Here is an 11,692-nt window from a genome sequence, read left to right on the forward strand (position 1 = left end):
CCCGCCGCGCCCCCCCCCCCCACCCCCCCCCCCCCCCCCCCCCCCGGCCGCGGGGCCCCCCCCCCCCCCCCCCCCCCCCCCCCCCCCCCGGCGGCGTTCTGCGGGCCTGTGGGGCCCCAGGGGTACGGGAGTGACACGGGAACACCGGAGGGCCCGCAGACGTGACGCTGCGGGCCCTCCGGCATTCTTGTCGTACCGCTGGGCTGCTGTACCGCTACCTATGCCTCATCTCGGCGCAGCGAGGGCTTGAGCTCCTTGAGACGGCCGAGCAGGCCGTTGACGAACGAGGGCGACTCGTCCGTGGAGAACTCCTTCGCCAGCTGCACCATCTCGTCGAGGACGACGGCGTCCGGGGTCTCGTCGGCCCAGATCAGCTCGTAGGCGCCCAGGCGCAGGATGTTGCGGTCGACGACCGGCATCCGGTCGAGCGTCCAGCCGACCGAGTACTGCGCGATCAGCTCGTCGATGCGCTTCGCGTGTGCCGCGTAGCCCTCGACCAGCTGCATCGTGTACTCGCTCACGGGCGGCTGCCGGGTGTCGGCCCGGGAGAGCCGGATCCAGTCCGCGAGGACCGTCAGGACGTCGGCCCCGCGCTGGTCGCCCTCGAAAAGGATCTGGAAGGCACGCTTGCGGGCCGTGTTGCGGGCAGCCACGGTTAGCTGTTCACCCGGCCGAGGTAGTCGCTCGTGCGGGTGTCGACCTTGATCTTCTCACCGGTGGTGATGAAGAGCGGGACCTGGATCTGGTGGCCGGTCTCCAGGGTGGCGGGCTTGGTGCCACCGGTGGAGCGGTCGCCCTGGACACCCGGCTCGGTCTCCTGGATCACGAGCTCGACGGCGGCGGGCAGCTCGACGAAGAGCACCTCGCCCTCGTGCTGCGCGACGGTGGCCGTGAAGCCCTCGATAAGGAAGTTGGCGGCGTCGCCCACGGCCTTGCGGTCGACCATGAGCTGGTCGTAGGTCTCCATGTCCATGAAGACGAAGTACTCGCCGTCCATGTACGAGAACTGCATGTCGCGCTTGTCGACAGTGGCCGTCTCGACCTTGACGCCGGCGTTGAACGTCTTGTCGACGACCTTGCCGGAAAGCACGTTCTTCAGCTTGGTGCGCACGAAGGCCGGGCCCTTGCCGGGCTTGACGTGCTGGAACTCGACGACGGACCAGAGCTGGCCGCCTTCGAGCTTGAGCACCAGGCCGTTCTTGAGGTCGTTCGTGGAAGCCACGGTTGCGGAATCTCCTGGACTGACGTGGACGACCCCGGGGCACGCACCTGCCTATAGTGCGAGCAGCTCCTTGGTCGTGATGGTGAGTAGCTCGGGTCCGCCGTCCGCCTCGGGGCGTACGACGAGCGTGTCATCGATCCGGACACCGCCCCGGCCCGGGAGGTGGACTCCCGGTTCGACGGTGACAGGCACGCAAGCGTCCAGTTTACCCATGGCCGCGGGACCCAACTGCGGGTCCTCGTCGATTTCGAGTCCGACGCCGTGACCAGTCAGTTCGGGGAGGCCCTCCACGTACCCCGCCGAGTCCAGCACCTGGCGCGCCGCGCGGTCCACGTCACGGTAGGCGGCGCCGGGTGCGAGGGACTCCCGTCCGGCGCGCTGGGCAGCGAAGACGAGGTCGTACAGCTCGATCTGCCAGTCCGCGGGCGACGTACCGATGACGAAGGTACGGCCGATCTCGCAGCGGTAGCCGCGATAGGTCGCCCCCAGGCAGACGGAGAGAAAGTCGCCCTCCTCGACCCGGCGGTCGGTGGGGCGGTGGCCCCGGCGGCCGGAGTTCGGGCCGGTCGCGACGGAGGTGGGGAAGGCGGGCCCGTCGGCGCCGTGGTCGACGAGACGGCGCTCCAGTTCCAGGGCGAGGTGCCGTTCGGTACGGCCGACGAGGATGGATTCGAGCAGCTCCCCGAGGGCCTGGTCGGCGATCTCGGCGCCGATGCGCAGGCAGGAGATCTCCTCCTCGTCCTTCACCACCCTCAGCTGCTCGGCCGCACCGCCCAGGTCGGCGAGACGCAGCCCGGGGACGACGGAGCGGATGGCCCGGTGGCGGGCCACCGTCAGGTGGTGTTCCTCCAGGGCCAGGGAGTCGGCGCCCTGGGCCACGACGAGGTCGGCGGCCGCGACGGCCGCGTCACCTCCGGCTCGGGGCAGGCTGTGGACTCGTAGCGCCTCGTCGAGGCGACCTTCGGCGGGCCGGTCGTTCGGCGGGCCCGCGCTCACCAGCAGATCCTCGCGCTTTCCCAGCAGCAGGACGGCACCGCGCGGGGCAATGCCCGCGAGGTACCGCACGTTGGCGGGACGGGAGACCAGCGCCGCCGCGCTGCCGCCCGCGTTGCAGCGCTCCCGTAGCCGCGTCCGGCGGGCCGCGTACACCTCTGACATGAGCCGAGCGTATGAGCTCCGCGGGGGAAGCGCCGGTCGAGGGGGCCGAGTGGGGCAACTGTTGATCGTCGGCTGTCCGCCGGTGGGGGCGTTCGCGCAGTTCCCCGCGCCCCTGGGGGCTGCAGTTCCCTGTGCCTACCAGTTTGGGGGGCTTGCGATCGATCTTGCCAGGACGTCGTTCAGGATCTGGGCCGTTTGTGGGACGTCCAGCTGGGAGTTGTCGATGATGGGGAGGCCGGAGCCGTACCAGCCGGCCATGCGGCCGTGGATGCGGGCGACCTCCTCGTCGGTGAGGCGGCGGTTGCCGGAGCGTTCCGCGTTGCGTTCCAGGACGATTTCGAGGCCCGGCAGGAGGACGACGGGGAGGAGGCCGGGGCCGACGTGTCGCTTCCAGCCGCCGAGGCCGACCACGGGGCGGTCGGGGAAGACGGCGTCGTCGAGGATGCAGGAGATGCCGTTGGCGAGGAAGTTGCGGGCGGCGAAGCCGCAGGTGCGGCGGGCGAGGCGGTACTGCGCCTCGGAGTGGTCGTTCCAGCCCGTCTGGGGGTCGGCGAAGCCGGAGCGGACCCATTCGCGGACGTCGTCGAGGCTGATGTGCGCGGTGGGGACGCGTCGGTGGTCGGCCCAGTACTTGGCGACGCTCGTCTTGCCGGCGCCCGCGGGGCCGATCAGGAGGACGGCCAGGGTGGTGGTCGTCGGGTCGGGCGCGGCCGGGGTGGGCGGTGCGCTGGGCGCTGCCACCGGGCCGCCCGGCGGGAGCGGGACGTGGCCCGTGGTGTCGGGGGCCGGGGGGTGCGGGGCGGGGGGCACGGGCGGCGCGGTGGGCGGCGGTCCGGTGAAGCCCGGGGGCGGCGGGGGCACGGGGGCGGGCCCTTGGGGCGGGCCCGGGTGGTGCGAACCCGGGTGGTGTGCGGCCGGCGACCAACCGGCGGCCGGACCGTGCCCCGGCTGAGGGGGCTGCGGCAGCGGAGACCCCACTGCGTGCTGCATCCGGTGCCACTCCGTCTCGTTCTTCTGGGCTCGGTTCGCCGCAGGCCATTGACGCCGGCAGCGGGGGTGAACCCGCTTGCTGCCACACCCTAAAGGGCGTGGCAGGGGCCTCGTCCGAACGGTACCGCCCCCGGCCGTTGTTTTGAGAACGGTCGAGGGCGGCACCAAGTGCCCGTGGTGGGAGGCGAGTCGGGCGGAAGCCCGCGTGAGGGGACTTACTGGCCGACTTCGCCGTAGGCGGCCAGCAGGACCGCCGGGTCGGGGCCCTCCAGGACGGTCGGCTTGGCGAGACCGTCGAGGACGATGAAGCGGAGCATGTTGCCGCGGGACTTCTTGTCGACCTTCATGGCCTCCAGGAGCTTGGGCCACTGGTCGTAGCGGTAGTGCAGGGGCAGGCCCACCGACTCCAGGACCGTGCGGTGGCGGTCGGCCGTGGCGTCGTCCAACCGACCCGCGAGGCGGCCCAGTTCGGCGGCGAAGTGCATCCCGACCGAGACCGCGGCGCCGTGCCGCCACTGGTAGCGCTCGTTCTTCTCGATGGCGTGGGCGAGCGTGTGGCCGTAGTTGAGGATCTCCCGCAGGCCGGACTCCTTCAGGTCGGAGGAGACGACGTCCGCCTTGACCTTGATGGAGCGCTCGATGAGCTCGGCGGTGTGCCGGCCGGCCGGGGTGCGGGCGGCCTCGGGGTCGGCCTCGATGAGGTCGAGGATCACCGGGTCGGCGATGAAGCCGGCCTTGATGATCTCCGCCAGACCGGACACGTAGTCGTTGACCGGCAGCGACTCCAGCGCGGCCAGGTCGCACAGCACGCCGGCGGGCGGGTGGAAGGCGCCCACCAGGTTCTTGCCCTCGGCGGTGTTGATACCGGTCTTGCCACCGACGGCCGCGTCGACCATGGCCAGGACGGTGGTGGGGACGGCGATCCAGCGCACGCCCCGCAGCCAGGTCGCGGCGACGAAGCCGGCGAGGTCTGTGGTCGCACCGCCGCCGACGCCCACGACGACGTCCGTGCGCGTGAAGCCGGACTGGCCGAGCGCCTTCCAGCAGTAGGCGGCGACCTCGGCGGTCTTGGCCTCCTCCGCGTTCGGCACCTGGATGGCGACGGCCTCGTAGCCCTGCTCGGCCAGGTCGGCGCGGAGCGCGTCGCCGGTCTCCGCGAGCGACTCCGGGTGGATGACGGCGACCCGCTGGGCCTTGTCACCGATCAGCCCGCCGAGTTCACCGAGCAGCTGACGGCCGACCAGAACCTCGTAGGGCTCGGAGCCCGCGCTGCCGCCTACCCTGATCCTTGTCACCTGCTGAGCCATGATGTCCTCCGGCCGGGGGTCCGGGGGTTGTCCCCCGGGAAATGCAGTCTTCAACTCCAGTGCGTCCAGGGCGGCTTGGGTGACCTCTTCGGGCGTCCGGCCATCCGTCGGTACGACAGCCGTGGCGACCTCCTCGTAGAGGTGCCGCCTCGCCTCCATCAGCTCGCGCCACTGCTTGCGCGGGTTGACGGCGAGCAGCGGCCGGGCCGCGTTGAGGCCGGTGCGCTTGACCGCCTCCTCGACGTCCATCGAGAGGTAGACGACGCGCCGGCCGACGAGCAACTCCCGCGTGTCGGCGTCGAGGATGGCACCGCCGCCGAGGGCGAGGACGCCGTCGTGCCCGGCGAGGGCCTGCCGTACGGCCTCCTTCTCCAGCGCGCGGAAGGCGGGCTCGCCCTCCTCGACGAAGATGTCGGCGATGGGCCGGCCCTGCGCGGCGACGATGTCGGCGTCGCTGTCCCGGTAGCCGACGCCGAGCCGCTCGGCCAGCAGCTCGCCCACGGTGGACTTGCCGACCCCCATGGGGCCGACCAGCACGACCAGGGGAGCGCTCATCGGACGGTGAGGTTGTCGAGGTAGGACCGTACGTTGCGGCCGGTCTCGGTGACGCTGTCACCGCCGAACTTCTCCGCGACCGCGTCGGCGAGGACGAGGGCGACCATGGCCTCGGCGACGATCCCGGCCGCGGGCACGGCGCAGACGTCGGAGCGCTGGTGGTGGGCCTGCGCGGGCTCGCCCGTGGCGACGTCGACCGTCTGCAGGGCGCGGGGCACGGTGGCGATCGGCTTCATCGCGGCCCGGACGCGCAGCAGCTCACCGGTGGTGAGTCCGCCCTCGGTGCCGCCGGAGCGGCCGGTCGCCCGCTTGATGCCCTCGGGTGTGGTGAGGATCTCGTCGTGGGCCTTCGAGCCGGGCACCCGCGCCAGGCCGAAGCCGTCGCCGAGTTCGACGCCCTTGATCGCCTGGATGCCCATGAGGGCGGCGGCCAGCCGGGCGTCCAGCTTCCGGTCCCAGTGCACGTGCGAGCCGAGGCCCACCGGCACGCCGTACGCCAGCACCTCGACCACGCCGCCGAGGGTGTCGCCGTCCTTGTGGGCCTGGTCGATCTCCGCGACCATCGCCTTCGACGCGTCGGCGTCCAGGCAGCGCACCGGGTCGGCGTCGAGCTTCTCGACGTCGGCGGGGGTCGGGTACACGCCGTACGGCGCCTTCGCGGCAGCCAGTTCGACGACGTGCGAGACGATCTCGATCCCGGCCGTCTCCTTCAGGTACGAACGGGCCACCGCGCCGAGCGCCACCCGGGCCGCGGTCTCCCGGGCCGAGGCGCGCTCGAGGATCGGCCGGGCCTCGTCGAAGCCGTACTTCTGCATACCGGCGAGGTCGGCGTGGCCGGGCCGGGGCCGGGTCAGCGGCGCGTTGCGGGCGAGGCCCGCGAGCACGTCGGGGTCGACGGGGTCGGCCGCCATGACCTGCTCCCACTTGGGCCACTCGGTGTTGCCCACCATGATCGCGACCGGCGATCCCATGGTGAGGCCGTGCCGCACCCCGCCGAGGAAGGTGACCTCGTCCTGCTCGAACTTCATCCGCGCACCGCGACCGTAGCCGAGCCGCCGCCGTGCCAGATGGTCGGCGACCATCTCCGTGGTGATCGGCACGCCGGCGGGAAGGCCCTCCAGCGTCGCCACGAGTGCGGGACCGTGGGACTCCCCCGCGGTCAGCCAGCGCAACCTGCTCAACGGTGCTCCTCAGTATCCGCGCCCTGCTGCTGCCCTGCGTACGCGCGTCATCGCGTACGGCGACGGCGCGACCGGGTGCGCGACCCTGGCCCGCCACCTCCGATCCTCCCACGTCCGTCCCGCGGAACCGGCCGCCGGTCCACAGGGCGGACGCGCGGACGGACACGAGGGGCTCACGGCGGGACGACTGCGAGCCGGTCACGCGGATCAGGCGGAACCGTCGCGCTGGGGCTGCTGCTGCGGCGCGTACGAGCCGAGGAAGTCGGCACCACTCGGCTCCCGAGACTGCTGGGGCTGCTGGGGCTGCTGCGGGGCGTACTGGCCGAGATAGTCCGCGCCCCGTCCCTGTCCGTGCCCCTGCTGCGCCACCGCGACGGCCGACGCACCGGACCGCACCGCGCGCCGGCGGGAGATCCAGCGCTTCAGCTTGAGGAGCCACGACAGGACGACGATCCCGATGATCAGGCACAGCACGGGCACCTGAATCCAGTCCGGCATGAATTTCAGGACGATCTCGAAGATCTCGCCCTTTCCGGACGCGAGTGGCACAGCTGTGGTCATGAGTGGTTACCCCCCTGGTATGGCCCCCGCTACAGTTCCGCCCCCTGCGGAACAGCAGCGGATCCTACCGGGCCTCGAGCGCGTGTTCGCCCGGTGTGCAGCACATACAGGATCCCGCACAGCACCTCCCGGTTCGGCAACGGCTTCCGGCCCAATACCGGAAGCGTCGTTCACGCCGTGGTAGCAGCGGCTCGAGCGCGGTGAACCCGCGCCCTGGACACGGCCCCCCAGAACCAACCCACCTCATTGCGTGAGGCGGCTGCAAGACCGCGTCCCCTCTAGTGAAGCGGAGGAGTCACTTGTAGCAGCACAGGACTGCAGCGAGACCCGTGGTAGCCAGACATCCACGGGATCGTGCACTCGATCACCCGCGGCGGCGGCCCAATCGTTGGGCGACGACGGCATCAATCCCGCGCCGCACGCCTTCCACCGCAACTGGACCGCGGTTACGGCGGCAAAATTGCGACGAACTGCACCTTAAGCACCGAACTAACTATTTCATCACCCATAACCCCAATGCCTCGATAAAGCACAGACGCAATAGAGTCCTTATGTACGAGACGCAAATCTGACGTTGCAGAGCAGGAAGCCATCATTTAGGGTTACATATGACCGTCCACCGACAGAACCGAGGAAGTTCACATGAATTTGTCCCGCAAGGTCACCCACGCCGCCATAGCCTCATTCATCTCCGTAACTGGGATCGTCGCCCTAAGCGCTCCCGCCAGCGCCTACGATGTACAGAAGTGCGGATCTACGCAGCATTTAAGTCCCGACACTCCTGGTGTCAATGTTGACCTCTGGGTGACGCCCTGCGTACAGCGTACCGGTAGCTCCAGCCGTGCGGTGCTCACTTTTGAATGGCTTCACGGGAACGGAGAGGTTAATGACTACGACTGGCTCGAGGTAATTGCGCGACTTGAGAGAAATGACGCATGGATCGAAACAAGTGCCTGCAATATCACAGGGCCAGTTAACAATAATTACAGCGGGACATATAACTGCATCACCGCATACCACTCCGGCACCGGATACACGGCCGACGGAAAAGTAAACTATGACATCAATAACGACGGTAAGGGAATGCGGAGCCCTTGGGAGCTGTCAGGATCGCCGACGCTCTAACTATCGCGTGAGGGCTGGGGAGAGGAGTGTCCACTCCTCTCCCCAGCCCATAAAAATGCAAGACAATATTTCGCGCTAGAGAATTCCTGCCTGGCTTACATGCACCGATACGCTACTGATCGGCAAGAGAGACCCCACTCACCTGACGCTCCGCCGAGAAGTCTATTGCCCTGTGTTGGGCTTACCCCCTCAGCCCTTTTCGTTCAGTCGCAATGCACGGCGCATGGCTGTCGACGAAACCGACGGACATCCCGTCATCTGCTCGACCTGCAGCACCGCCTGGTGCACCAGCAGGTCGAAGCCGCTGATGACGGCCCCGCCAGTCATCGACCAGCGAGCGGCGAGCTCGGTCGGCCAGGGGTCGTATAGCACGTCGAAGAGCGCCGCGGGCTTCTCAGGCACGACACGGGCTAGCGCGTCTGTCGTACCGGCAGGAGTGGTGGCAACGACAAGTGGGAAGTTCAAGGCCTCGGCCGCGTCTGCCCAGTCAGCCATGCTCACCTCGACCTCGAGCCGCTCGCCCCACTGCCGCATCTCGGCGGCGCGGGCCTCGCTGCGGACGTAGGCGACAACCTCGCCGGTGCAGATCCTGGCCAGCGCGGCCAGGGCTGAGGAGGCGGTGGCGCCGGCGCCGAGGATCGCCGCCGTGTCGACCTGTTCGATGCCGCGCTCGCGCAGGGCGGCCACCATGCCGGGGATGTCGGTGTTGTCTCCGACGCGGCGGCCGTCCTCGGTGAACACGACCGTGTTGACCGCCTCGACGGAGGTCGCCGTCTCACTGATCTCGTCGAGCAGCGGAATCACGGCCCGCTTCAGAGGCATCGTCAGCGACAGTCCCGCCCACGTGTCGTCCAGCCGCTCGAAGAACCCGGGCAGGGCAGCCTCGTCGACTTCGAAGCGGTCGTACGACCAGTCCACGAGCCCCAGTTCCCGGTACGCGGCACGGTGCAGCACCGGGGAGAGGGAGTGGGCGATGGGGCTGCCGAGCACGGCGGCCCGGCGCCGCCCGGCACGCTCCATGTGCGCTGTGTCGCTCATTGATTCTCACCCTTCGTCTCAGGGCGACGCGGGCGGCGGCGAAGCGCTCCGCGTCGCGCCCGGTGTGGTCCGCGAGGGCTTGCTCCCCGGTATCGTGCCCTCCGGCGAGCCGATTTCGATCATCGCCCACACGACCAACGCCAGCGCCGCGAACGCCACCACGGCCAGGACTTTCGCCCAGGTCGCGGTGGTCCCTCGGTGTTCGGATGTCATGATCGCAGACCGGCTGGACTCAGTTCGCGGCCGCTTCGTTGAACTTGTCCTTGAGCCGCTGGAATTCCGCGTACGTCTTGGCGAATTCGGTCTTGTTCTCGCCGTCGGTTGCCACGAAGTAGATCCAGCCGTCGTTCGTCGGATTCAGTGTCGCCTTCAGCGCGTCGTCACCGGGATTGCCGATGGGCCCGGGCGGGAGCCCCTTCTGCGTGTACGTGTTGTACGGGTCCTGATTGCTGTTGATCTCGGACTCGCTGATGTTGATGTTGCTCTCGTTCTTCAGGTAGTTGAAGGTCGAGTCGAACTGCAGCTTCTGGTTGGTCTCGGTGTTCGTGGGCTTGAGCCGGTTGTAGACCACCTCCGCCATCTTGCGGAAGTCGTCGTGGGTCTTACCCTCGGCCTGGACGAGGCTGGCGACCGTGATGACCTGCAGCGGACTCTCCAGCTTGAGTTCCCGGGCCTTCGCCTCAAGGTCGTACTTGCCGTACGCCTCGTTGGCACGCGACACCATCTCCTTCAGGACCGTCTCGGGCTTCATTCCCTTGGCGGCGGGATAGGTGCCCGGGCAGAGGAAGCCCTCCAGCGGCTCCTTTATGTCCTTGTTGTCGTTCGCCCAATTCGGCAGACCGAGGCTTTTGTACTCCTTCTCGGCGACCTTCTGGGTGGTGCCCGAGGCAAGTTCGAGTTTCTCGTCGATCACCTTGTACACCTGAACGTTGCGCCACCCCGGAGCGACCAGCACATTGGCCTGGCTCTTACCGTCGAGCATCATTGCGACGGCACTGGCGGCGGACATGTGCTTCTTGAGGATATAGGCACCCGCCTGAATCTTGTCCCCATCGGGATTCTGCGACTGCGCGGAAACGAAGGCGTCGACGCTCTTGACGACGCCAGCCGCCTTCAACTTCCGGCCGATTACAGAGCCAAAAGCGCCTTCCGGAATGTTGATCGTCACCTTTTCGCCGGTACCGGTGCCCGCGTAGTCGGGCGCCGGGGCAAAACGATTTTTGTAGAACTGGTAGCCGAAGTAGCCGACGCCGGCGATGCCGCCGCCGAAGACGAGCACGACCACCAGGCAGGCAACCCCGTTGCGACCCTTCTTGCCCTTGCCCTTGCCCTTCCCTTTGCCGCCTTTGCCGGCCTTGTCACCGCGACCGCGCCGGTCGCCGCGCCCTCGGCGGTCCCCCGGCTCGTCGCTCTCGTCGTCCTCGTCGCCGCCCGCGAAGAAGGCGTGCTCGCCCTGGTCGGGCCCCGGGTCCCAGTCGGTCTCGGGCTCCGGCTCGGCGCGGCGGCGGCCGGGCGGCTCCGGCGGTGGATACGCGTCCTGTGTGCCGTAGAAGTCGGACTGCTCGGCGCCGTGGCCGACGGGCTGCTGTCCGTAGGGGTCCACCGGGTCGGCGGGGTACGGGACGTGCGGCTGCGCGCCGGTGCCGTCACCCCAGCCACCCTGGTCGTAGGGCTGCTGTCCCTGTCCCTGAGCCGCGTAGTGCTGGGGGTCGTAGTGCTGCTGGTGGTGCTGCGGGTCGTACTGGTGCTGCTGCGCCTGACCGTAGGCGGCCTGCTGGCCGTCGCCCCAGTCGCCGTATCCCGGCTGCTGCGGCTGCTGCGGATAGTGGTGCTGCTGCTGGCCGCCGTAGGCAGGCTGTTGACCCATGTGGGCCTGCTGCCCTTCCCATCCGCCGTCCCCGTACAACGGGTCCTCCGGATGCCACGGTTCGGAGCCTGGGCCCCGGCCATACTCAGTCATCGATCCCCTAGAGCCGCGAGGCGGCGGTCGCTCGGCATTCACGCCCCGGCTCCCGTCTCGCCTCTCTTTGTGCGGCGGCTGTTCGAACACCACCGCATCGCGCGGAACGTTACCGTATCGCGATCAGATGACCACTTCGACGCCCTCTCCGGGTGCTTTACCTGACACCCGTTCGGATTCGAGCGCCTGCTGAAGGATGATCACAGCGGCTGCCTGGTCGATGACCGACCGGCCCTTCTTCGTCTTCACCCCTGAGGCGCGCAGTCCCTGACTGGCCGTCACGGTCGTCATCCGCTCGTCGACGAGGCGGACCGGGACCGGTGCGATGCCCCTCGCCAGCTCCTGCGCGAAGCCACGAACCTTTACCGCGGCCGGGCCCTCGCCCCCCTTGAGGGAGCGAGGCAGACCGACGACGACCTCGATCGGCTCGTACTCCTCGACGAGCTGCTTCAGCCGACGGTGAGCAGCGGGAACGTCCCGTCCCGGGACCGTCTCCACCGGGGTGGCGAGGATCCCGTCGGGGTCGCACGAGGCGACCCCGACACGGGCGTCCCCGACGTCGATCGCGAGCCGACGGCCCTTCCTCATCGGCTGG

At 69.1% G+C, this 11,692-nt stretch carries 11 protein-coding genes and 1 pseudogene; all 12 read right to left on the reverse strand.

What is annotated here, in order from left to right; translation table 11 throughout:
- Positions 1-218: 218 nt before the first annotated feature.
- On the reverse strand, positions 219-653 hold the full coding sequence (nusB, locus tag ACFYWX_RS20310; protein WP_389425443.1) for a transcription antitermination factor NusB: 435 nt from the start codon (positions 651-653) through the stop codon (positions 219-221).
- A gap of 2 nt (positions 654-655) precedes the next feature.
- Positions 656-1,222, reverse strand: coding sequence for an elongation factor P (efp, locus tag ACFYWX_RS20315; protein ID WP_033532566.1), 567 nt, complete (start codon positions 1,220-1,222; stop codon positions 656-658).
- Positions 1,223-1,273: 51 nt separating this feature from the next.
- The gene (locus ACFYWX_RS20320; protein ID WP_389425444.1) at positions 1,274-2,380 is read right to left on the reverse strand and encodes an aminopeptidase P family protein; all 1,107 of its coding nucleotides are present in this window, start codon (positions 2,378-2,380) and stop codon (positions 1,274-1,276) included.
- Between the two features lie 135 nt (positions 2,381-2,515).
- Positions 2,516-3,370, reverse strand: coding sequence for a Pro-rich N-terminal domain-containing protein (locus ACFYWX_RS20325; protein WP_389425445.1), 855 nt, complete (start codon positions 3,368-3,370; stop codon positions 2,516-2,518).
- A 215-nt stretch (positions 3,371-3,585) separates the two neighbouring features.
- On the reverse strand, positions 3,586-5,232 hold the full coding sequence (aroB, locus tag ACFYWX_RS20330; protein WP_389425446.1) for a 3-dehydroquinate synthase: 1,647 nt from the start codon (positions 5,230-5,232) through the stop codon (positions 3,586-3,588).
- On the reverse strand, positions 5,229-6,413 hold the full coding sequence (gene aroC, locus ACFYWX_RS20335) for a chorismate synthase (RefSeq protein WP_389425447.1): 1,185 nt from the start codon (positions 6,411-6,413) through the stop codon (positions 5,229-5,231). Before aroC ends, aroB begins: the two co-directional genes overlap by 4 nt.
- A gap of 207 nt (positions 6,414-6,620) precedes the next feature.
- Positions 6,621-6,974, reverse strand: coding sequence for a hypothetical protein (locus ACFYWX_RS20340; RefSeq protein ID WP_389425448.1), 354 nt, complete (start codon positions 6,972-6,974; stop codon positions 6,621-6,623).
- Between the two features lie 89 nt (positions 6,975-7,063).
- Positions 7,064-7,170, reverse strand: a pseudogene (locus ACFYWX_RS20345) (IS5/IS1182 family transposase); the annotation flags it as partial.
- 1,118 nt (positions 7,171-8,288) lie between these two features.
- A complete protein-coding gene (locus ACFYWX_RS20350; RefSeq protein ID WP_389425449.1) occupies positions 8,289-9,137 on the reverse strand; it encodes a shikimate dehydrogenase in 849 nt (282 codons plus the stop codon).
- Positions 9,138-9,155: 18 nt separating this feature from the next.
- Positions 9,156-9,350 (reverse strand): hypothetical protein, encoded by a 195-nt coding sequence (locus ACFYWX_RS20355; protein ID WP_389425450.1) that lies wholly within the window; start codon positions 9,348-9,350, stop codon positions 9,156-9,158.
- A 19-nt stretch (positions 9,351-9,369) separates the two neighbouring features.
- Positions 9,370-11,097 carry an endolytic transglycosylase MltG gene (mltG, locus tag ACFYWX_RS20360; RefSeq protein ID WP_389425669.1) on the reverse strand — a complete coding sequence of 576 codons (1,728 nt, stop codon included), beginning with the start codon at positions 11,095-11,097 and terminating at the stop codon, positions 9,370-9,372.
- Between the two features lie 123 nt (positions 11,098-11,220).
- Positions 11,221-11,685 (reverse strand): Holliday junction resolvase RuvX, encoded by a 465-nt coding sequence (gene ruvX, locus ACFYWX_RS20365; protein WP_389425451.1) that lies wholly within the window; start codon positions 11,683-11,685, stop codon positions 11,221-11,223.
- Positions 11,686-11,692 lie beyond the last annotated feature (7 nt).

Origin of the sequence: Streptomyces sp. NPDC002888, assembly GCF_042888465.1 — a bacterium.
GTDB lineage: Bacteria > Actinomycetota > Actinomycetes > Streptomycetales > Streptomycetaceae > Streptomyces.

Bases quoted from the DNA above. Each gene is read 5' to 3' on its own strand.
- ACFYWX_RS20320 (WP_389425444.1), bottom strand. From the start codon at position 2,380: ATGTCAGAGGTGTACGCGGCCCGCCGGACGCGGCTACGGGAGCGCTGC.
- ACFYWX_RS20325 (WP_389425445.1), bottom strand. From the start codon at position 3,370: ATGCAGCACGCAGTGGGGTCTCCGCTGCCGCAGCCCCCTCAGCCGGGG.
- aroB (WP_389425446.1), bottom strand. From the start codon at position 5,232: ATGAGCGCTCCCCTGGTCGTGCTGGTCGGCCCCATGGGGGTCGGCAAG.
- ACFYWX_RS20340 (WP_389425448.1), bottom strand. From the start codon at position 6,974: ATGACCACAGCTGTGCCACTCGCGTCCGGAAAGGGCGAGATCTTCGAG.
- ACFYWX_RS20350 (WP_389425449.1), bottom strand. From the start codon at position 9,137: ATGAGCGACACAGCGCACATGGAGCGTGCCGGGCGGCGCCGGGCCGCC.
- ACFYWX_RS20355 (WP_389425450.1), bottom strand. From the start codon at position 9,350: ATGACATCCGAACACCGAGGGACCACCGCGACCTGGGCGAAAGTCCTG.
- mltG (WP_389425669.1), bottom strand. From the start codon at position 11,097: ATGACTGAGTATGGCCGGGGCCCAGGCTCCGAACCGTGGCATCCGGAG.
- ruvX (WP_389425451.1), bottom strand. From the start codon at position 11,685: ATGAGGAAGGGCCGTCGGCTCGCGATCGACGTCGGGGACGCCCGTGTC.